The sequence below is a fragment of the Streptomyces sp. NPDC048434 genome, assembly GCF_043200375.1.
In the GTDB taxonomy this organism is placed as follows: domain Bacteria; phylum Actinomycetota; class Actinomycetes; order Streptomycetales; family Streptomycetaceae; genus Streptomyces.
In genome coordinates this window covers 17,752-37,524 of record NZ_JBICXQ010000041.1, presented here as the reverse complement: position 1 = coordinate 37,524, position 19,773 = coordinate 17,752, and the positions used below count along the sequence as shown (strand labels likewise).

Sequence of the window (19,773 nt, the reverse complement as noted above, 5' to 3'; positions counted from 1 at the left end):
GGGCGGGTCGTGGCGCGCTCAACCCCCGCTGGTTTCCGGCCCGGTGGGGCCGGGGGCCCTAGCGTGCCGGGGCAGGTTCGGCGGTGCACAGCCGGGTGCTCTCCGCCTCCGTCAGGCCCCAGCCGGCGAGCAGCCGCCGGGAGGGCGCGCCGGGCGCCGCCGGGTCCGGTCCTGCGGGGGTGCGTCCGAACCGGGGCGCGGGGGCGGGCTGGACGCCCTCGTCGGCGCGGCGGAAGGTGCCGCGTGCCCGGTGGTGCGGGTGCCCGGCGGCCTCCCGCAGGCTGAGCACCGGGGTCACACACGCCTGGGTGCCGTCGAAGGCCGCGGTCCACTCCGTACGGGTACGGGTCGCGAACTGGGCCGCGAACTCCTGTCGGAGAACAGGCCAGTTGGCGGGGTCGTCGCGGTCCGGCAGCGGGGCCGCGTCAAGCCCGAGGCCCGTCAGCAGCGCCCGGTAGAAACGCTCCTCCAGCGCGCCGACCGCGACATGCTCGCCGTCGGCGCAGCGGTAGACGCTGTAGAAGGGCGCCCCGCCGTCGAGCAGGTTGCCGCCCCGGTCCGCACCCCACTGGCCCGCCTGCGCCATGGCCAGCAGCATGCCCGTCAGCGAAGCGGTGCCGTCCACGATGGCGGCGTCCACCACCTGGCCCAGGCCGGAGCGGGACCGTTCGAAGAGCGCGGCGAGGATCCCGGCGACCAGCAGCATCCCGCCGCCTCCGAAGTCACCGAGCAGGTTGGCCGGCGGGACCGGAGCGCCGCCGGCCGGCCCGATGGCGTGCAGCGCGCCGGTGAGTCCGATGTAGTTGATGTCGTGGCCGGGGGCCTGCGCGAGCGGCCCGTCCTGGCCCCAGCCGGTCATCCGGCCGTACACCAGCGCGGGGTTGCGGTCGCGGCACACCACGGGTCCGACGCCGAGCCGCTCGGCCACCCCGGGCCGGAAGCCTTCGACCAGCACATCCGCGCCGTCCACGAGCCGCAGCAACAGCCCGGTGTCCGCCGGGTCCTTGAGGTCCAGGCTGACCGGCCGGCGGCCCCGGTCGAGAATGCGGTGCCAGGCGGCGAAGGCGCGTTCCTGACCGGGCCGGTCGACGCGCAGCACCTCGGCGCCGAGGTCGGCGAGCATCATGCAGGCGTAGGGCGCGGGGCCGATCGCGGCGAGTTCGAGCACCCGCAGACCGCGCAGCGGGCCGCCGCTCACCGTGGGCCCCGGTGAAGCGGTGCGGACGCGGTGGCAGGGCGGGGCGGCGTGCCGGCGGGCGGGCGGCCGGCGGAGTGGGAAGGCGGCATCCGGTGAGGGTGACAGCGGGCGCTGCACCGGGCCTTGAGGGGCTCTCGCGCCACGCCGACGCCCGCCCGCGCGCGGTTCGAGCCGGAGGCGAGTGAACCGGTCCATAGTGGGCCTGCCCTCCTGCACCACGACCGAAGGAACCCGATGGCCACCCGGATGCCGGCGAGCAGCCGCCCGCACAACGGCGAGGACGACGGTCCCGTCCTCAGCACCCGCGCCCTCAACCGTGCACTGCTGGCCCGCCAGTTGCTGCTGCGGCGCCACCGGCTGGGCGTCGTCGACGCGGTGACCCGGCTCGTCGGACTGCAGGCCCAGGCGCCCAACCCGCCCTACATCGGCCTGTGGACCCGTCTGGAAGAGCTGGCGATCGAGGATCTGGCAGGGGCGATCCGGGACCGCTCACTGACCCGTATCGCCGTGATGCGCAGCACGGTTCATCTCGTCACGGCGCAGGACTGCCGCACGCTGCGCCCGCTGACCCAGCCGGCCCTGGACCGCGATCTGTGGGTGGGCAGCGGGTCCGGCAAGGCGGTGGACGGGGTGGTGGACCCGGCCCGGCTGGCCGCCGCCGCGCGCGCCGCGCTGGCCGACGCGCCGCTGACGACCGGGGAGTTGGGCGAGGTGCTGCAGAAGGAGTGGCCCGACGTGGCGGCCCGGCATCTGGCGTACGCGGCGCGCGCCCTGCTGCCGCTGGTGCAGGTGCCGCCGCGCGGCATCTGGGGGGTGGGCGGCCGGACGCGCTACGCCACCGCCGAGTCCTGGCTGGGCGAGCCGCTGGTGGCACAGCCGTCGCTCGCGGAGCTGGTGCTGCGCTATCTGGCGGCGTACGGTCCGGCCACCGTCAAGGATGTGCAGGTCTGGTCGGGGCTGACCCGGCTGCGGCCGGTGCTCGACGGACTGCGGGACCAGCTGCGCACCTTCCGGGACGGCACCGGCAACGAGCTGTTCGACCTTCCCGGAGCGCCACTGCCCGACCCCGGCGTCCCCGCCCCCGTGCGGTTCCTCCCGGAGTTCGACAACATCCTGCTCTCACACGCCGACCGGGCCCGCATCATCACCGACGAGGACCGCCGGCGCATCTTCACCCGCAACGGCATCGTCCGTGCCACCTTCCTCGTCGACGGTTTCGTCCGCGGGATGTGGGCCATCGACCGCGACCGCAGCGGGGCGGTGCTGCGCATCGAACCGTTCGTCCCGCTCGGCGCGCCGGACCGCGACGCCCTGGCCGAGGAGGGCGCCCGTCTGCTGGCGTTCGCCGCGGCCGACGCCCGCGCGCACGACATCCGCTTCGCACCGCCCGGAGGGTGACCGCGCCCTCCCGTCACGGCAGGTGCGCCCGTACGACCCTGCACCGGGCGGACGAGCCGCCCGGCCTTCCCGAGAGGAACCCGCCATGCCCCACGCACCGTTCACCGGCCGGACCGTCGTCGTCACCGGAGGCGGCAGTGGCATCGGCCGCGCCACCGCGCTCGCCTTCGCCGAGCAGGGCGCCGCCGTGATCGTCACCGGCCGCCGCAAGGAGCGGCTGGCCGAGACCGCCGCCGCGCACTCCGCGATCGTCCCGGTGACCGCCGATGTCACCACCGAATCGGGCGCCGAGGCGGTCGCCGAAGCCGTGCGGGCACACGGCGGGACGGTGGAGGTGCTGGTGCACAACGCCGGCATCTTCCGCTTCAGTCCGCTGGCGGCACTGGACGTGTCCGCCGCCCGGGAGGTCCTCGACACCAACGTCATGGGCCCGGTCCTGCTGACCAAGCAGCTGCTGCCGCTGCTGCGTACGCCCGGTGGCTGCCTGGTGCTGGTCTCCAGCCGAGGCGGCCACAATCCGGGCCCCGGCAGCTCGCTGTACTCGGCGAGCAAGGCGGCCGTGCACAGCCTGACGCGCAGCTGGGCGGCCGAACTGTCCGCGCAGGGCATCCGGGTCAACGCGGTCGCTCCCGGTTTCGTCCGCACCGACGCCTACGCCGCCAACGGCCTGGCGCCGCAGGAGGTCGAGGGTCTGTTCGCGGGCGTCGCGCACAGCATCCCGCTGGGGCGGGTCGCCGAGACCGACGACATCACGCCCTGGATCGTGCAGCTGGCACATCCGTCGTCCGCCCAGGTCACCGGGCAGGTCATCACCATCGACGGCGGGATGGACGTGGGCGGGCCGCAGGGCGGCTGACCCGCGGCGGCGCCCTGGTCCAGCCGGGCTCGACCCGCTGTTCAGGGCCCGCTCCTAGCCTCGGTGCGACCGAGGCAAGCCGCAGCGCTGGAGGGGACGTTCTCATGAGCCCGGCAATCACCCCGTTCCGCATCGACATTCCGCAGCCGGAGATCGACGACCTCCGGCAGCGGCTCGCCAGGACCCGCTGGCCGGAGGCGGAGACCGTCTCCGACCGGTCCCAGGGCGTCCCGCTCTCGGCCATGCAGGACCTGTGCACCTACTGGGCGGAGCGCTACGACTGGCGGGCCACCGAGGCCCGGCTGAACGCGCTGCCGCAGTTCCGTACGGAGATCGACGGGCTGGGCATCCACTTCCTGCACGTCCGCTCCCCGCATCCCGGTGCCGTACCGCTGCTGATCACCCATGGCTGGCCCGGCTCGGTGGTCGAATTCCTGGACATCGTCGGCCCGTTGACCGATCCCCCGGACCCGGCCGACGCCTTCCACATCGTGTGCCCCTCACTGCCGGGCTACGGCTTCAGCGACAAGCCGTCCGAGGCCGGCTGGACCGCCGAGCGGATCGCGGCCGCCTGGCAGGAGCTGATGGCGCGGCTGGGGTACCCGCGCTATGCGGCGCACGGTGTGGACTGGGGGTCCTTCATCTCGGCGGTGATCGGTGAGAGCGACCGCGGCAGTCTGCTCGGGCTGCATCTGACGATGCCGTTCGCCCGTCCGCCGCAGGAGCAGGCCGAGCTGTCCGAGCGGGATCTGGCCGGACTGGCCGCGATGAAGCGGTTCCAGCAGGAGGAGGGCGGCTACTCGGTCCTCCAGACCACCCGGCCGCAGACGCTCGGCTACGGGCTGACCGACTCACCCGCCGGCCAGCTGGCCTGGATGGCGGAGAAGTACTGGGCGTGGAGCGACCACGACGGGGACCTGGAGAAGGTCATCTCCCGCGACCGGCTGCTGGACGCCGTGTCGGTGTCCTGGTTCACGGCGTCGGCCGCGTCGTCGGCCCGGATCTACTGGGAGAGCCAGAACAAGCTCGCGCTGGCCCCCGTCCACGTCCCCACCGCCGTCGCCAACTACCCGAAGGACGGCCGGATGCCGCGGCCCTGGATCGAGGGCCGCTTCACCGATCTGCGGGAGTGGCGGGACCACGAGCACGGTGGTCACTTCCCGGCCCTGGAACAGCCCGAGAACCTCGTCCGCGAGCTGCGCGCCTTCTTCCGCACCCTGCGCTGACCCACGCCCCTTCTGGAAAGGACCCCTCGTGACGACCTCTGCCACCGGACCCGGCGCGGCCACCGGCGCCAAGACGTTCCCCTATCAGCGGATGTGCCCCTTCAGCCCGCCGGCCGAGTATGCGGCGATGGCCGAGCAGGACGTCTCGCAGGTGACCCTGACCGGCTCCGGGCTGCGGATATGGACGGTGACCGGCTACCACACCATCCGCAAACTGCTCACCGATCCGCGGCTCAGTGCCTCGCGCAAGCACGCCAACTTCCCTTTCTACTTCGTGGCGCCGCCGGAGTACCGCACCGAGACCTCGTTCATCGGGTACGACGGCGCGGAGCACACCACGACCCGGCGCAAGGCCGCACTGACCTTCACCAACCGGCAGGTGCAGCGGCTGCGTCCGCGCATCGAGCAGATCGTCGACGAGCACCTCGACCAGATGCTCGGCATGCAGCCGCCGGTCGACCTGCACCGGGTGTTCTCGCTGGCGGTGCCGATGACCGTCATCTGTGAACTCCTGGGCATCCCGCAGGACAAGCACGACTTCTTCATCAAGCACGGCACCGCCCTGCTCGGCGGCCACAGCTCCACCGAGGAGCGGCAGGCCGCCATCGTCGAGGTCAACGCCTATGTGGACGAGCTGATCCAGCTCAAGAAGCGCGAACCGGGCGACGATCTGCTCAGCCGCGCGATGGCCGACTACGCGGCGTCCGGCGAGGAGTACACCGACCGGGACCTCTTCAACATGGTGCGGCTGCTGATGAACGGCGGGCACGAGACCACCGCCAGCCAGATCTCGCTCGGTACCGCCTGCCTGCTGGAGAACCCCGACCAGCTGCAGCTGCTGCTGGACGACCCCGCGCTGGTCAAGCCCGCCGTCGAGGAGCTGGTGCGGTTCGCCACCATCGGGGACACCGCGGTGCCGCGCGTCGCGCTGGAGGACATCGAGATCGGCGGGCAGGTCATCCGCAAGGGCGACGGCATCCTGTGCCTGGGGCTGGCCGCCAACCGTGACCCGGAGACCTTTCCCGAGCCGGAGAAGCTCGACATCACCCGCGGCAGCCGCAAGCACCTCGGCTTCGGTCACGGCGTGCACCACTGCATCGGCGCGGACCTGGCGCGGCTGGAGCTGGAGATCGTGTGGAGCAAGCTCTTCCGGCGCATCCCGGCCCTCCGGCTGGCCAAGCCGTTCCTGGAGATCCCGCGCAAGGAGGGCGCGGTCATCTACGGGCTGTGGGAGCTGCCGGTCACCTGGTGACCTCCCGGGCCTCCGCGGCGCCGCACCGGCGCCCCTGGGCACCTTCACCGCCCGTCCGCCGGCCGTCATCAGACGAGGAGAGCTCCATGGCCAAGATCACCTACCGGCACCCGAACGGAACCGAGACCGTCGTCGACGTCCCGGTGCCCAACACTGTGATGCGCGCCGCGAAGATCAACAACATTGACGGGATAGAGGCCCAGTGCGGCGGTTCCGCCCAGTGCGGCACCTGCCATGTGTACATCGACGAGGCCAACGCGCTGCCGCTGCCCGAGATGCACGAGTCCGAGGACGACGTCCTCTACGGCACCGCCGCCCCGCGCCGTGCGACCAGCCGCCTCAGCTGCCAGCTGCCGGTCTCCGAAGAGATCGACGGGCTGGTGGTGCACCTGCCGGAGACACAGAGCTGATGGCGGCGCCGTCGGTCGTCGTCATCGGCGCGGGGCAGGCCGGCTCGGACACCGCCGCCGCGCTGCGGTCCCAGGGCTTCGGCGGGCGGATCACCCTGGTCGGCGCCGAGGACACCCTGCCCTACCAACGGCCCCCGCTGTCCAAGCAGTTCCTCGCCGGTACCAAGAACAGCGCCGAGCTCGCCCTGCGCCCCGCCTCGTTCCACACCGCCCAGGACATCGAGTTCGTGGCCCGGGACCCGGCCGTACGCCTCGACCGGGACAGCGGCCGGGTCACGCTCGCCTCCGGGCGCTCCCTCGGCTACCAGCACCTGGTCCTGGCCGTCGGCGCACGCCCGCGCCGGCTCTCCGTGCCCGGCGCCGAGCTGGACGGGGTGCTGACCCTGCGCACCCTCTCCGACGCCGCCCGGCTGCGGGACCGGATGCGCGACATCGGTCATCTCCTGGTGATCGGGGGCGGGTTCGTGGGACTGGAGGTCGCCGCGACGGCACGGGCGGCCGGGCTGGCGGTGACCGTCGTCGAGGCCGGAACCTGCCTGTTGGCACGCTCGGTCAGCGGCGCGATGTCGACACATCTGCTCGCCGAGCACCGTGCCCACGGCGTCCGGGTCCTGCTCTCCCGCGCCGTGACAGCCCTGCACGGCGACGGCGCGGGCCGTGTACGGGGAGCCGAACTGGACGGCGGGGAACGGATCGCGGCGGATCTGGTGGTCGTCGGCATCGGCGCACTGCCGGACGTCGGGTTGGCCGCCGAGGCCGGCCTCGCCGTCGGCGACGGCATCCTCGTCGACGGGCACCTGCGTACCAGCGACCCCGCCGTGTACGCGATCGGGGACTGTGCCCGGTTCCCCAGCCCGCACACCGGGCGCCCGCTCCGCCTGGAATCGGTGCAGAACGCGGCCGACCAGGCGCGCTGTGTGGCCGCCACGCTCTGCGGGGCGCCCCGTCCGTACGCGGCGCTGCCGTGGTTCTGGACCGAGCAGTACGGCCTGCGGCTGCAGATCGCCGGGATCGGCGCGGGACACGACCGGGTGGTGACCCTCGGCAATCCCAGCGCCGGCCGGTTCTCGCTGCTGTGCTTCCGGGGCAACCGGCTGCTCGCCACCGAGTCGGTGAACCAGCCGGCCGATCACATGATCACCCGGCGGCTGATGGCCGCGGGAGCACCACTGCCGACCCCGCGGGAGGCGGCCGCGCCCGGCTTCGGCTTCAAGGCGTTTCAGCAGGCCGCCGCGGCATGACGCGACGGCGGAGAGCCCGCCCTTCGGTGGGCGGTTTCCAGGGGTCATCGCCACACGTGGTCGTGTCGATCAGACCGCGAGCAGTTCCTGCAGCGCTCGGCTGGGGTTTCCCAGCCGAGCGTTTTGCGTGGTCGACCGTTGAGTTCGGCGGCGACTACGTCGAGGTGTGCGCGGGTGTGGGCGGACAGGCCGGTGCCCTGGGGAAGTGCGTGCCTACGCGGGGAAGTCCCCCGCCTGCACGCCGGCCACGAACGAGGACCACGCAGCCGGCTCGAATATCAGGGCCGGCCCGTCGGGGTCCTTGCTGTCTCGGACGGGGACGGTCCCGTGGGCACAGACATGCGCCGGGGACCACTCCAGGCAGTCGCCACCGTCTTGGCTGCTGTAGCTCGACTTGACCCAGGAGTGAGTCAGGGGGGTCACGATGCCTCCATAAGCTTGCGGATCATGTGGGCTGACGCGTCACGCGAGAGGGCTGAAGCGGTGAGTACATCGTAAGACCGCGAGAGAAGCCGCACCGTGGAGGGATCATCGAGGATCGCGCCTGATCTGATGCCCTCCGTGTAGATCACGGGCGGCCCGTCCGCGGTGGTCAGAATGGACATGGAACCGTCCATGAGGCCGTGAGTCTCTGCAGATAGCGGCATCACCTGCAGCACGGTGGTTCGTTGGGAACCGTGAGCGAGCAACGCGGAGAGCTGTTCCCGCATCACATCTGGGCCCCCGACGTTCCGCCGAAGTACTGACTCGCAGATAACCACGGAGAAGTCCGGCGGGGAAGTGCCCTTCAGCACTTCCTGTCTCGCCATTCGCGCCCGGACCAGCGTGGCCACTTCTTCATCACTGGCCCGGGGATCGCCTTCTCGGAAAAGGGACCGCGCGTAAGACGCCGTCTGCAAGAGACCTGGCACCACCGTAGGCGACCACGCGGCGATGCTGACGGCGCGTGGCTCCAGCTCGATCCGCCGACGGGCATGCACCGGGAACGATTGGGCGGTGATTTCCTCATACAGCCGCTTGAACAATCCGTCTGTCGAAAAGACCTGGTCCAGCCGGGCCGGGAGGTCCGCGGGGATGGGTCCCACGCATGTCTCGACGCGGCTGATGGTGCTTTTTGACGTGCGGACCATCTTCGCCAGTTGCGTCTGGTTCAGGGGCCCTTGTGGGTGCAGTTCCCGACCGCTCCGGCACTCCTCGGCGAATTGCCTGCGTGGGTCGACTGCGCCCTCTGCGCCCCCTGATGCGCCCCCAGTGAGGTCCATCATTCCCCCTGACCATTGACCTGGTCACGTGCGGTGATGGCGGCGTTTCCACCGGTCAACAGCACGTGCATATCCCACCTTGACCAACGCCCAGGTTGGGCGCTGAATCTCTCCCCACAGTACCGATTCCTACCCCACTCTTGTGACTAACCAGCAGCACAGAGTGAGGAGTTCGGATGACGGAGCGACCAGCGTCAGCGTCCACCGGTGATGTGACGGACCCGGACGCGGACGGGTTGAGGCCCGTGTCCTGGTCCGTGAACGTCGGAGCGGTGACATGGCTCCCTCGGGGGCTGCCCCGTCCGTCTTCGATTCCCGCCGGTCCGTACGTCAAGCCGCGCCGGGCCCTCTTGATGGAGCTGGAGCCCGTCCCGGTTCCGGGGTGCGATGTGTGCGAACCCTGCGGCCAGGAGCGGGAGGTGGCTCGGCAGGCGGGCCGTTCGCTGGAGGTCCGGAGCCTCAACGGGGTGATCGCGGGCCACCCGCACGGAAGGAAGGTACGGGCGTGATCCGGACCCGAAAGCGGGGCATGCCGTGAGCTGCACCAAGTGCGTGGATCTGGAGCGGGAGCTGGAGGCTGCCGAAAAGGCCGGCGACCAGACCAAAGCGGTGGACTGTCGGGTGTTGCTCCGACGCCACCCCGAACACGACGACGTCCCCGTGGAGACGGGCCCGCGTTCCCAGAAGAGAAGGGAGGTGGCGGGAGATGAGTAGGCCACTGGGCGCCCGCAAGCCACGGGGTGACCTGAAGCAGACCAGTGCCGTGGTCAAGGACGATCGCAGTACGGGCAGGCAACGAGCTGAAAAGGGCGACCTGTTGGACCGGATGCGGGAGCGCATCCACGGCAAGCCGGCGAACGGCTAGCCCCCGGATTCCGCCCCTTGTCGGATGCCCATTCCGGCGTCCCCCGCGTTGTCGAGTGATCCCGGCAGGGGGCGGGCCAGGCCCCGGGCGACTGTCTCACGGACAGCGGCAGTCGGCCGGGTGAACAATCACCGAGAGAGCACCAGGAGGAAACATGAAAACCGTCCTTGCGAACGACGGTGGCGACAAGCTCCCCGGGGAGCCGTACCCCGGCCCGCATCAGCCTCCGTCCCCCGACGGTGGCCCGGGTCAGCCGAACCCGCCCAAGGCTGCCTGAGCAGTGACCGCCGACGCACACAAGGAGCGTCCCAGCCTTGACGGGCTGGGGCGCGTCCTCATGTCTTCCGGCGCCCTCACCTCCGACTGGGCCCCTACGTACGCGGCCGTTCCCCGTTCCGCCGTGTTGCCGGACCTCATGTGGCCATTCGACATGGCGGCCGGCCGGAGCGTGGCCGTGTCCAAAGCGGACGACCCCGCCAAGTGGCAGGAGTTCGCGGACTCCGATGTACCGATCGTGACCCAGTGGGACGACGGGAAGCACGCCGGCACTGAGCCCGGCCACGTTCCGACCAGCTCCGCGTCCATGCCGTCAGTGGTGTTCCGGATGCTCCAGGAGCTGGACCTCCTGCCTGGCCACAAGGCACTGGAGATTGGCACCGCCACCACCTGGAACGCGTTGCTCATGGCCCACCGTGCGGGGCCGGGGAGCGTGACCACGGTGGAGGTGGACCGGGCGGTGGCCACGGCCGCCATGGCGACGGTGGAGCGGCTGGGAATCCCCCTCCACGTCGTCCACGGCGACGGGTTCCAGGGCTACCCGGAGGGAGCACCGTATGACCGCGTCATCGCCACGTGCGGCCTCCGCTCCATTCCGTTCGCGTGGGTGGAGCAGTGCCGGCCCGGCGGCGTCATCGTGGCCCCGTGGGGGACGAACTACAGCCATGGCGACGCGGTGGCCCGCCTGCTCGTAGCGCCGGACGGCGAAAGCGCGTCCGGGAAGTTCACTGGGCCCGTGGAGTTCATGAAGCTTCGGTCCCAGCGGCTTTCGCCCGTTGTTCATAAGGAGTACGTCACGGGCAGCGTGGCCGACGGCGACGAGTCGTCCACGACCGTCACGGAAGGGGAATTCGTCGGGGAGCAATTCGGCCCCGAGCGGTTCGCCCTGGGGCTCCGCGTCCCGCAGTGCCGGCACTTCGTGGCGGAGAAGAGCGACGGCGCCCGGCCGGTCTGGTTCTACAGCCTGAGTGAACGGTCCTGGGCGTGCTGCATGTTCCGCGACGGGGACACGGCGCGCGTCTGGCAATTCGGCCCCCGCCGGCTGTGGGACGACGTGGAGGCCGCGTTCCAGTGGTGGGACGGCCATGGCCGGCCGGACCACTCGCGGTTCGGTCTGACCGTGACCGCCAAGGGCGAACGGGCGTGGCTGGACGAGCCGGCCAATTCCTGGACCCTTTGTGTGGGATCTCGGATTCCGTGGCCGAATCTCACGACCGATGGCCACCCGGCGGCCGATTGGCCACGAATCTGAGACTGGCTGCACCTGGGCCATCTGAACACCGGGACGGCCGCGTCGCTAATCTTCAGAAGGCACCCAGGCCACACGGTGTCCGACGTTCACAAGAAACGGCAGCGCCCGCGTTCCGGGTGCCGCCTGCTGGGTCACATTACGTGGCACAGTGGCCTAAACGCTGGCGGAGCAGCACACGGATCCGCGCGATGATTGCGGATCTCAGCCACTCTTGACTCACTCAGGGTCACAGGCCCATCACGCGACTGGCGTGTGAAGCCGGTAACGATCGGGCCCGTGGCCTAGCGCACGAGGACCACGCCTGCTTGATCTACGACGGCTTGCGCGTTGAGCGCGCCGAACGTCCAGCGATCCGTGTGGGCACAACGAGCGGCTGTCCAAAACGAGGTTTCCTTGCCTAACAACGGCTAACACGCGAAGAACTCCCGGTCCTGTCGTTCAACGGTCCCGGTGACTACCGGCTGCGCGTCCATGCCCGCGGCCGGGACACCGCCGTCGACCTCGCCCCAGACGAGGTCACCGAGTGGTACCTCGTCCAGGCATGGCTGGCCCCCCAGGCGGCGGTGCTCCGCCAGACCGATGCGTACGGAGTGTCCGTCCGCAGCCGCTGAGCACAACCGAGCCGTCTGCCCGCCCACCGTCCGGCATGGGCGGGCAGACACACCTGGCTCCGACGCCAGTGAGCGCTCGCTCATCGGGCCCCGGGAAATGACACGGATCTGAGATAGCTGACGGATGACACGGCGTGAGACGCCAGAAGAATGTGCAGGTCACAGCGTCGGCGACGCGGAGACTGAGAACCTACACGAACCTGTTGGGTCTTACGGCTGATGTCGTAATCGCACGAGCCGTGTCGTACCGATGTCGTATACGACATCGCCGTGAGACTAGCGCGTGGGTGGGTGTTGCTGCCCCGGGTGTGTGGTGCTCGTCGAGCTCCGGTTGGGCTCGACGCGTTTCAGTGGTCCATCCGTCTGTGGTGACGGATCTTGTTGCCGTTCTCTGTGGGCTAATCCGCCCACTCCATGGCTTGGGCGGCGCACAGAGCCGGCGAGCACGAGATATACGGAGTTACCAGTGAAGGCAATCGTCGCGACGGATCCGGCCGCGGAAGCAGCCGGGATCACACTCGCGGAGCGGCCTGAGCCGACGCCGGCGATCAACGACGTCGTCGTTGAAGTCCATGCGTCGGGCTTCGTCCCCGCGGAGTGGGAGTGGCCCTCGACGTGGGTCGATCGCGCCGGGCGCGATCGAGCCCAGGCGATCATCGGCCACGAGTTCGCCGGAGTGGTCACCTCCCTCGGCTACGGCACGACGGGGCTCTCGCTGGGACAGCGGGTGTTCGGGATCACGGACTGGCACCGCGATGGAACCCTGGCCGAGTACGCGGCCGTGGAGGCACGCAACCTGGCGCCGCTGCCGGGGAACGTCGACTTCGCGTTGGGTGCGAGCCTGCCGATCTCCGGCCTGACCGCGTGGCAAGGTCTGTTCCAGCACGGTCGTCTTCAGGCGGGGCAGAGCGTCCTCGCACACGGCGCCGCCGGCGCAGTCGGGTCCGTGGTTACGCAACTCGCCCGGGAGTTCGGCGCCTACGTCATCGGTACCGGGCGGGCGGCGGACCGCCAGGCGGCGCTCGACTTCGGCGCGAACGAGTTCCTCGACCTCGCCACCGAGGATCTCGACGACATCGGCGGGGTCGACGTGGTCTTCGATGTCATCGGCGCTGACATCCAAAGGCGCTCGGCGAGAATCATCCGGCCTGGCGGGACGCTGGTGTCGGTGGTCGGGCCTGTTGAGGCTCGCCCTGTCGACGGCTTGGCGGTCGACTTCGTCGTCGAGCCCGTTCCGAGTCAGCTGGTGGAGATCGTCGACCGGGTGCGGGACGGGCGCCTTCGCACGCACATCGGAACCGTCGCGACCCTCGACGACGCCGTCCCTGCGCTCAACCCGACCGAGCGGCGCAAGGGCAAGACCGTCATTCGCGTACGCCCCTGAGCGCCCTGGAATGGGCCAACAGCGGTGGTGGGCTGGACGACCGCTGACCTGCCCGGTGTCGTACGAGGAAATGCCACGGACTTGAGACTGATCATGGTGACACGGCCGTGAGACAACCAAGAAAGCCCAGGTCGCAAAAGATCGACATGTCGGACGCGGCGAGATCCTACACTTTGAGAGCCGCCCCGTCCGTGTGCTGCCCCCGTGGCGCATGGGCGGGGCCTTCGCCGTGTCCGCGGTGTTCCCCTCGACGTGGCCGGGCGACCGGTGGCCGGACGCGGATACGGCAAAAGGCCCACCCCGTCCACAAGACCTGTCCTGGCGGGGCGGGCCCCCCGCGCCGTGGTCTCAGGAACGGGTGCCGGTGTCGTGCGCCTGCACGGTGCGGGCGAGGACGTCGTTCGCGTCGTACTGCCGGGAGACACCGCTGCTGGTAAAGGTGTCGCCGGTGAGCCGGGCGCTCTGGTCGACGCTCACCCGGCCGAGGTAGTCGCCCCGTGCGCTCCAGACGGGTTCGGCGATCCGGAAGGTGAAGCGCCCGGTCCCGGTACGGGTCCAGCTGCCCGCTCCGCCGCCCACGATGAAGGCCGTACCGCCCGCGGTGAATTGCACGGTGCTGTCATAGGTCTGGCCCTCGAAGGACACCTTCAGCGCCCACCTCCCGACCGGACTGGCCGCGGCCACCCGCCCGGGGCGCCCGGCCGTACCGCCCGCTCCGGCCAGGGCCGTGGACGTACCGGCCATCGGCACCGCGGCCAGGACGGCCGCCGCCACGACGACCGGAGTCCTCAGGTGTCTGACTCTCTCTGCCGAACGCTTCATGCTGTTCCTCCCCCGCGCGGCGCGCGTCTGCTGTGGTGAAACGGTCGGGCCAGGCTGCGGCCGCCGCCTCGACGGGCGCTCGAACCACGCTGCACGGCTGCGCTCCAGCGGGGCGCGAGACGGCGCCATGACACTGGGCGGCCGCATCCCGAGGAGGCCCGATGCCGCTCCCCCGCTCCCGCCCGGACCGCGACGACCACACCTCCCCGCCGGCACCGGCCGGTGCCTGGCGGGCGCTGGTGCGGCGGCCCAGGGAGACCTCCGCCGGCACCTTCGTCTTCACCCCGCGGGGCTCGGCCCTGCTGCTCTCCGGCACCGCGGGCTGCGGCTCCTGGCGCCTCACGGGGGCGTCGGCGTTCTGCTACCGGATCACCGAGCCGCTCTTCGACGCGGACGGCCGCTGTACGGGCTGGGTGGACATCGACCAGACGGCCGTGTGCCGGGGTGCGGCGTTCACCAGTTGCGGGGTGTCCCGTGTCCATGACGCACACGGCGTCCTGCGGTACCGCGTGCCGGTGGCGGTCTCCGCACGCCGGTGGGGGTGAGGGCCACCCGGCGCGCCAGGGGCGGGCACCGGAGAATCCGGTACCCGCCCCTGAGGCTTGTTCGACGTGTCGTCAGGCGTGCGCCAGATGCAGTGCGACGTTGCCCCGGTAGGCCCCCTTGAGCAGCGACATCAGGGCGACGGGCGCGTCCTCGATGCCGCCCTCGACGGCCGTGTGCGGGAAGACGAAAGTGCCTTCGGCCACCCACATCGCGAAGTGCCGCGTCCACTCCGTGATCTGCTCCGGCGTGTGGTACGTCGCGAACGGCCGCAGCTCCAGATGCTTGGTGATGGCCGTCATGAGGTCGAGCCGGGGATGCGCCTGTGCCCCGTTCTGTGCGGACAGTGCGCCGCAGAGCGCGAACCGGGCATGCGGGACCGCGACCTCGATCGCGGCCTCGAACTGCTCACCGCCGACGTTGTCGAAGAAGACCTGGATGCCGTCCGGGGCGAGCTCGCGGAGCCGGTCGACGACCGGGCCGTCGTGGTAGTCGAACGCGTCGTCGAAGCCCAGCTCGCCCACGAGGTAGTCGACCTTCTCCTGGCTGCCGGCGCTGCCGATCACCCGTGCCGCTCCCCGGCATTTGGCGATCTGCCCGGCCAGCGAGCCCACACCACCGGCGGCACCGGAGACGAACACCACGTCACCCTTGCCGGCCCGGGCGATATCGGCCATGCCGTAGTAGGCGGTGGGGCCCTGGCTCAGGTAGTACACCGGGCTCGGGAAGAGGTCCGGGTCCACCTTGAAGTAGGTGTTGGCCGGACCGCAGGAGTACTCGCTCCAGCCGGTCATCGACTGGACGATGTCGCCGACGGCCAGGTCCGGGCTCGCGGACCGGACCACCGTGCCCAGCGCGCCCCCTCCGAGCCGTTCGCCGACCTGGAACGGGGGCAGCGGCAGCGGGCAGTCGGCCCGCATCAGATCCTGGTAGGCCGCCGCCAGCGGCAGGTGGTCCGTACGGACCAGGACCTCGCCGGGCGCCGGCTCGGGCACCTCGACCTCGACGATGTCGAAGTGGCCGGGAGTCAGTTCACCCTCCAAGTGCTCGGACAGCCGTACCTCCCGCGCCTTCTGCGGAATGCCGGGACCCACACCAGCGCTCATGACTCTCCTTCGTGCCGTCGGCAGCCTGGGCTCAAACACCCCAGGGATATCCCGGCCCGCTCGCGCCCGCCTCGGGCGCCGGTGCAGCGCGGGAGCAGTGCGGCGGGCCGGGTGCCGTCAGGCGTCGGGGGCGGCCCGCTGCAGGTCGAAGGCGTTGGCGCCGTCCAGGGATTCGCGGATGAGGTCGGCATGACCGGCGTGCCGGGCCGCCTCCCCGATCAGATGCAGCAGGACCCACCGGACCGTACGCGGCTCGTCCTGCGGGCCCCACGGGGTCTTGGGCATCGGCACCCGCTCGTCGAAGTCCTTGACCGCGCGCACCGCTTGCGCCACTTCGGTGCCCGCCCGCTCGTGCTCCGCCAGCAGACCGGCCACCGTCTCCGTCGCGGGCACCTCGAACTCGGCCTGTCCGTCGCGCTGCAGCCAGTCGGCGCCCCGGCCGGCGATGACCGGGATCCAGGCCGGCTCCCCGCGCACGGCGTGGGTGAGCAGCGACGCCAGTGACAGCGTGCTGACGCTGGGGGTGCTGCGCGCCTGTTCTTCGGTGAGGCCGACGAGCGCCCGGCGCAGCACCTCGCGGTGCTCCTGCCAGGCGGCCAACAGCTCTTCACATTCATCCATCCGCGGGTCCGCCGGGGTCGGCATGCCGATCGCCTCTCGTCCGTGCTGGTGGTACAGCGCCGTCCTGCGGCACCGGCCTGCACAACGTCGCACGTCCGGCCGGGGACACGCGGCGCTGTAGTGCCTCTCCAGGACGCATCCAGCTCAGCACGTCACCGTGGACGGCGCCACGGAGCCACCCGGCGACGGTGGCGCGCCATGACCGGAAGGAGTCGTTGTGTCCCAGGTATCGCAGGGCACCGTGCAGCGGGTGACCGCGGATCTGTATGTCGAGGTGCAGCAGTTCTACGCACGGCAGATGCCGCTCCTGGAAGCCCGGAAGCTGGAGGAGTTCCTGGAGACCCTGACCGAGGACGGCTCGATCGAGCACCGTCCCGGCGGCTGGAAGCTGGCGGGGCGCCGGCAGCTGCTGACCGAGATGCAGGCGCGCCGCGGGGACCCGGAACGGCCGCTCGTCGAGGAGATCTCGCCGCGCGAGGCCCGGGAGCGGAACGTCTCGTACTACGACGGGCTGGTGTACCGGTACTGGTTCGACCGGATGCATATCGAGCCGGTCGACGAGGACACCCTGCAGGTGCGCTACCAGGCGATCGTGAGCATGACCGACGCCGCGGGCAAGGTCAGCTTCGAGCCGACGACCGTCGTGGACGACGTCCTGGTCCGTATCGACGGTGCGCTGTACACCCGTTCACGCGTCGTCACCCATGACTCCCCCGCCTGGGCCGACAAGATCCACAACCCGTCCTGAGCAGCCCGGCCGGCCCCCGGCCGCTCCTGGTCCGATCCGATCCGATCCGAAAAGGCCGCACACCGCGGAGGTGCCCCTTGTCCGCCTGCCCCGTCTCAGACGCGTTCCCCTTCCCCGGCTCGTCCTACCACGGCCCGGCCCCGCACTACGCCCGGCTGCGCACCGAACAGCCGGTGGTACGGGTGCGGACGGCAGGCGGTGTGGACGCCTGGCTGGTCACCCGGTACGAGGACGTCCGGGCGGCGCTGGCCGATCCGCGGCTCAGCAGGGCCGAGACCTGCAGGCCCGGGGCGCCGCGGATCGGCGGGTCGATGACGACCACACCCGAGATGATCATTTCGCTGGACGGTGCCGAACACGCCCGGCTGCGCAAACTGGTGATCGGCGCGTTCACCACACGGCGCGTCGAGCAGATGCGGCCCGGTGTGCAGAAAGTGGCCGACGAGCTGCTGGACGACATGGCCGACCGCGGCGGTCCGGTGGATCTGGTGCAGCAGCTGACGGTGCCGCTGCCGCTGACGGTCATCGGTGAACTGCTCGGCGTCCCGCGTGAGGATCTGCGGCAGTTCGAGGTCTACGCCCGCGCCTTCGCCACGGTCGACGACCGGGCCGGCGGTGAGGAGTCCCTGGCCGGCCTGGCCAAGCTCAACGAGTACATCGTCGGCCTGATCGCCGACAAGCGGGCCGACCCCACCGACGACATGCTCTCGGATCTGATCGCGGCCCGGGACAACGACGACCGGCTCAGCGAACAGGAGCTGGTGACGTTCGGTTTCACCCTCATCGGCGCCGGTTTCGACACCACCGCCAACCAGCTCGCCAACTCCGTGCTGGCGCTGGTGGCCGGGCACCGTGACCAGTGGCGCGCGCTCGTCGAGGACCCCGGCCGGATACCGGACGCCGTCGAGGAACTGCTGCGGCACGTCAACCTGTTCGCCACCGACACCTCCGGGTTCCCGCGGATGGCCGTCGAGGATCTGGAGATCGGCGGGGTGCACATCGCCGCGGGCGAGCCGGTCCTGCTGTCCCTCGCCTCCGCCAACCGCGATCCGTCGGTCTTCGACGACCCGGACCGGCTGGACCTCTCCCGCGGCCGCAATCCGCACATCTCCTTCGGCCACGGCATCCACTACTGCCTCGGCAAGCAGCTCGGCCGGATGGAGATGGAGATCGCCCTGGCCGGACTGCTGCGGCGCTTCCCGGACCTGCGGCTGGCCGTACCCGAGAGCGAACTCCCCTGGCACACGGGCGAGATCAACCACACCCTGACCAGTCTTCCGGTCACCTGGGGAGCCTGAGGCCATGGCCACCGCCACCCCCTCCCCTACGGCAGCGGATCCGGCGGAGCGCTTCGCGCGCTCCGCCGCGGTGACCGAGGCCGGCTCGTGGCTGCGCACCGCCGAGGTCCCCGGCTGGATGGCGGAGCGTCACGCGTCCCACCGCTTCGTGGTGCGGCGCATCCCGTTCGCGGCGCTGACCGGTTGGTCCTTCGACCCCGGCTCCGGGAACCTCGGACATGACAGCGGGCGCTTCTTCACCGTGGAGGGGTTGCAGGTCTCGGTCGGCAGCGGACCGTTCCCGCACTGGCAGCAGCCCATCATCAAACAACCGGAAGTCGGCATCCTGGGCATCCTCGCCAAGGAGTTCGACGGAGTGCTGCACTTCCTGATGCAGGCCAAGATGGAGCCGGGCAACCGCAACCTGCTGCAGCTGTCGCCGACCGTGCAGGCCACCCGCAGCAACTACACCAAGGTGCACCGCGGCGCTGACGTCCCGTACCTCGACCACTTCCTGCGGCCCGCCCCGGGCAGTGTGGTGGCCGATGTGCTGCAGTCCGAACACGGTTCCTGGTTCTTCCGCAAGAGCAACCGGAACATGATCGTCGAGACCCGCGACGAGGTGCCGGTGGCCGAGGACTTCTGCTGGCTGACGCTGGGACAGATCGGCCGGCTGCTGCGCCGGGACAACGTCGTGAACATGGATGCCCGGTCGGTTCTGGCGAGTGTGCCCACCGGCGCTCCGGCGTCCGGCGCGCCGTGCTGCGACACGGATCTGCTGTCCTGGATCACCGCGGAGCGCTCCCGCCACACGGTCAGCGCCGAGCGCATCCCCCTGGACGCGGTGGCGGGCTGGCGGCGCGGGCCGCACACGATCGAGCGCGCGGACGGCCGGTACTTCCGTGTGGTGGCGGTGGCCGTCGAGGCCGGCAGCCGCGAGGTGGCGGGCTGGAGCCAGCCCCTGATCGAGCCGTGCGCACCGGGTGTCACCGCCTTCCTCACCCGCCGTATCGGAGGCATTCCCCATGTGCTGGTGCACGCACGGGTGGAGGGCGGCTTCCTCGACACCGTCGAGCTCGGGCCGACCGTCCAGTGCGTGCCGGGCAACCACGCCCCGCTGCCGCCCGGGGACCGGCCGCCGTTCCTGGACACGGTGCTGACGGCCGGGCCCGGCCGCATTCGGTACGAGGCGGTCCACTCCGAGGAGGGCGGCCGCTTCCTCAACGCCGAGAGCCGCTATCTGCTCGTCGAGGTGGCGGACGACGTACCGGAGGTCCTGCCGCCCGGCTACCGGTGGGTCACGCCCGGCATGCTCGGTGCGCTGGTCCGGCACGGCCACTACCTCAACGTCCAGGCGCGCAGCCTGCTCTCGCTGCTCACCACCGGTGCCGCCGTCCTCCAGGACTGACCGCACCACCGGAGGGG

19 protein-coding genes are annotated in these 19,773 nt (G+C 70.9%); 13 read left to right on the top strand and 6 right to left on the bottom strand.

Annotated features, from left to right (window positions below):
- Nucleotides 1–58: 58 nt before the first annotated feature.
- A complete protein-coding gene (locus ACGFWI_RS35375) occupies nt 59–1,198 on the bottom strand; it encodes a CaiB/BaiF CoA transferase family protein (RefSeq protein ID WP_393910165.1) in 1,140 nt (379 codons plus the stop codon).
- Between the two features lie 234 nt (nt 1,199–1,432).
- Between ACGFWI_RS35375 and ACGFWI_RS35370 the strand changes: the two genes are divergently transcribed.
- The 6 genes from ACGFWI_RS35370 to ACGFWI_RS35345 all read left to right on the top strand — a co-directional run bounded on the left by ACGFWI_RS35370 (nt 1,433) and on the right by ACGFWI_RS35345 (nt 7,581).
- Nucleotides 1,433–2,596, top strand: coding sequence for a winged helix DNA-binding domain-containing protein (locus tag ACGFWI_RS35370; protein WP_393910164.1), 1,164 nt, complete (start codon nt 1,433–1,435; stop codon nt 2,594–2,596).
- Nucleotides 2,597–2,681: 85 nt separating this feature from the next.
- On the top strand, nt 2,682–3,452 hold the full coding sequence (locus ACGFWI_RS35365; RefSeq protein WP_393910163.1) for an SDR family NAD(P)-dependent oxidoreductase: 771 nt from the start codon (nt 2,682–2,684) through the stop codon (nt 3,450–3,452).
- Between the two features lie 104 nt (nt 3,453–3,556).
- On the top strand, nt 3,557–4,678 hold the full coding sequence (locus tag ACGFWI_RS35360) for an epoxide hydrolase family protein (RefSeq protein ID WP_393910162.1): 1,122 nt from the start codon (nt 3,557–3,559) through the stop codon (nt 4,676–4,678).
- 28 nt (nt 4,679–4,706) lie between these two features.
- Entirely contained in the window at nt 4,707–5,930 is a 1,224-nt protein-coding gene (locus tag ACGFWI_RS35355; RefSeq protein ID WP_393910161.1) for a cytochrome P450, read from the top strand.
- Nucleotides 5,931–6,016: 86 nt separating this feature from the next.
- On the top strand, nt 6,017–6,340 hold the full coding sequence (locus tag ACGFWI_RS35350) for a 2Fe-2S iron-sulfur cluster-binding protein (RefSeq protein WP_393910160.1): 324 nt from the start codon (nt 6,017–6,019) through the stop codon (nt 6,338–6,340).
- Nucleotides 6,340–7,581: an NAD(P)/FAD-dependent oxidoreductase gene (locus ACGFWI_RS35345; protein WP_393910159.1), complete on the top strand. Its 1,242-nt coding sequence runs from the start codon at nt 6,340–6,342 to the stop codon at nt 7,579–7,581. Before ACGFWI_RS35350 ends, ACGFWI_RS35345 begins: the two co-directional genes overlap by 1 nt.
- A 213-nt stretch (nt 7,582–7,794) precedes the next feature.
- Here the strand turns inward: ACGFWI_RS35345 and ACGFWI_RS35340 are convergent, their stop codons facing one another.
- Together ACGFWI_RS35340 and ACGFWI_RS35335 are read right to left on the bottom strand one after the other, a co-directional pair.
- Entirely contained in the window at nt 7,795–8,004 is a 210-nt protein-coding gene (locus ACGFWI_RS35340; protein WP_393910158.1) for a DUF397 domain-containing protein, read from the bottom strand.
- The gene (locus ACGFWI_RS35335; protein ID WP_393910157.1) at nt 8,001–8,711 is read right to left on the bottom strand and encodes a DUF5753 domain-containing protein; all 711 of its coding nucleotides are present in this window, start codon (nt 8,709–8,711) and stop codon (nt 8,001–8,003) included. Before ACGFWI_RS35335 ends, ACGFWI_RS35340 begins: the two co-directional genes overlap by 4 nt.
- Before the next feature lie 838 nt (nt 8,712–9,549).
- Between ACGFWI_RS35335 and ACGFWI_RS35330 the strand changes: the two genes are divergently transcribed.
- The 3 genes from ACGFWI_RS35330 (at nt 9,550) to ACGFWI_RS35320 (ending at nt 13,231) form a co-directional block, all read left to right on the top strand.
- Nucleotides 9,550–9,708, top strand: coding sequence for a hypothetical protein (locus ACGFWI_RS35330; RefSeq protein WP_393910156.1), 159 nt, complete (start codon nt 9,550–9,552; stop codon nt 9,706–9,708).
- A 280-nt stretch (nt 9,709–9,988) separates the two neighbouring features.
- Nucleotides 9,989–11,236: a protein-L-isoaspartate(D-aspartate) O-methyltransferase gene (locus ACGFWI_RS35325; RefSeq protein WP_393910155.1), complete on the top strand. Its 1,248-nt coding sequence runs from the start codon at nt 9,989–9,991 to the stop codon at nt 11,234–11,236.
- A 1,077-nt stretch (nt 11,237–12,313) separates the two neighbouring features.
- Nucleotides 12,314–13,231: an NADP-dependent oxidoreductase gene (locus tag ACGFWI_RS35320; protein WP_393910154.1), complete on the top strand. Its 918-nt coding sequence runs from the start codon at nt 12,314–12,316 to the stop codon at nt 13,229–13,231.
- 348 nt (nt 13,232–13,579) lie between these two features.
- Here the strand turns inward: ACGFWI_RS35320 and ACGFWI_RS35315 are convergent, their stop codons facing one another.
- Nucleotides 13,580–14,053, bottom strand: a complete 474-nt coding sequence (locus tag ACGFWI_RS35315) for a hypothetical protein (protein ID WP_393910153.1) — start codon at nt 14,051–14,053, stop codon at nt 13,580–13,582.
- A gap of 161 nt (nt 14,054–14,214) precedes the next feature.
- Here ACGFWI_RS35315 and ACGFWI_RS35310 point away from each other — a divergent pair, with 161 nt between their 5' ends.
- On the top strand, nt 14,215–14,598 hold the full coding sequence (locus ACGFWI_RS35310; RefSeq protein ID WP_393910152.1) for a hypothetical protein: 384 nt from the start codon (nt 14,215–14,217) through the stop codon (nt 14,596–14,598).
- Nucleotides 14,599–14,670: 72 nt separating this feature from the next.
- On the opposite strand, the gene ACGFWI_RS35305 is transcribed toward ACGFWI_RS35310, so the two are convergent.
- Both ACGFWI_RS35305 and ACGFWI_RS35300 read right to left on the bottom strand, forming a co-directional pair.
- Nucleotides 14,671–15,702, bottom strand: coding sequence for a zinc-binding dehydrogenase (locus ACGFWI_RS35305; RefSeq protein WP_393910151.1), 1,032 nt, complete (start codon nt 15,700–15,702; stop codon nt 14,671–14,673).
- 117 nt (nt 15,703–15,819) lie between these two features.
- On the bottom strand, nt 15,820–16,323 hold the full coding sequence (locus ACGFWI_RS35300; protein ID WP_393910150.1) for a DinB family protein: 504 nt from the start codon (nt 16,321–16,323) through the stop codon (nt 15,820–15,822).
- 217 nt (nt 16,324–16,540) lie between these two features.
- On the opposite strand from ACGFWI_RS35300, the gene ACGFWI_RS35295 reads away from it, so the two are divergent.
- The 3 genes from ACGFWI_RS35295 to ACGFWI_RS35285 all read left to right on the top strand — a co-directional run bounded on the left by ACGFWI_RS35295 (nt 16,541) and on the right by ACGFWI_RS35285 (nt 19,756).
- Nucleotides 16,541–17,071, top strand: coding sequence for a nuclear transport factor 2 family protein (locus ACGFWI_RS35295; RefSeq protein ID WP_393910149.1), 531 nt, complete (start codon nt 16,541–16,543; stop codon nt 17,069–17,071).
- 77 nt (nt 17,072–17,148) lie between these two features.
- Nucleotides 17,149–18,369 (top strand): cytochrome P450, encoded by a 1,221-nt coding sequence (locus ACGFWI_RS35290; protein ID WP_393910148.1) that lies wholly within the window; start codon nt 17,149–17,151, stop codon nt 18,367–18,369.
- Nucleotides 18,370–18,373: 4 nt separating this feature from the next.
- Complete coding sequence (locus tag ACGFWI_RS35285; protein WP_393910147.1) at nt 18,374–19,756, top strand: NDP-hexose 2,3-dehydratase family protein; 1,383 nt, start codon at nt 18,374–18,376, stop codon at nt 19,754–19,756.
- Nucleotides 19,757–19,773 lie beyond the last annotated feature (17 nt).

Bases quoted from the DNA above. Each gene is read 5' to 3' on its own strand.
- ACGFWI_RS35370 (WP_393910164.1), top strand. From the start codon at position 1,433: ATGGCCACCCGGATGCCGGCGAGCAGCCGCCCGCACAACGGCGAGGAC.
- ACGFWI_RS35365 (WP_393910163.1), top strand. From the start codon at position 2,682: ATGCCCCACGCACCGTTCACCGGCCGGACCGTCGTCGTCACCGGAGGC.
- ACGFWI_RS35360 (WP_393910162.1), top strand. From the start codon at position 3,557: ATGAGCCCGGCAATCACCCCGTTCCGCATCGACATTCCGCAGCCGGAG.
- ACGFWI_RS35350 (WP_393910160.1), top strand. From the start codon at position 6,017: ATGGCCAAGATCACCTACCGGCACCCGAACGGAACCGAGACCGTCGTC.
- ACGFWI_RS35345 (WP_393910159.1), top strand. From the start codon at position 6,340: ATGGCGGCGCCGTCGGTCGTCGTCATCGGCGCGGGGCAGGCCGGCTCG.
- ACGFWI_RS35335 (WP_393910157.1), bottom strand. From the start codon at position 8,711: ATGGTCCGCACGTCAAAAAGCACCATCAGCCGCGTCGAGACATGCGTG.
- ACGFWI_RS35330 (WP_393910156.1), top strand. From the start codon at position 9,550: ATGAGTAGGCCACTGGGCGCCCGCAAGCCACGGGGTGACCTGAAGCAG.
- ACGFWI_RS35315 (WP_393910153.1), bottom strand. From the start codon at position 14,053: ATGAAGCGTTCGGCAGAGAGAGTCAGACACCTGAGGACTCCGGTCGTC.
- ACGFWI_RS35310 (WP_393910152.1), top strand. From the start codon at position 14,215: ATGCCGCTCCCCCGCTCCCGCCCGGACCGCGACGACCACACCTCCCCG.
- ACGFWI_RS35305 (WP_393910151.1), bottom strand. From the start codon at position 15,702: ATGAGCGCTGGTGTGGGTCCCGGCATTCCGCAGAAGGCGCGGGAGGTA.
- ACGFWI_RS35300 (WP_393910150.1), bottom strand. From the start codon at position 16,323: ATGGATGAATGTGAAGAGCTGTTGGCCGCCTGGCAGGAGCACCGCGAG.
- ACGFWI_RS35285 (WP_393910147.1), top strand. From the start codon at position 18,374: ATGGCCACCGCCACCCCCTCCCCTACGGCAGCGGATCCGGCGGAGCGC.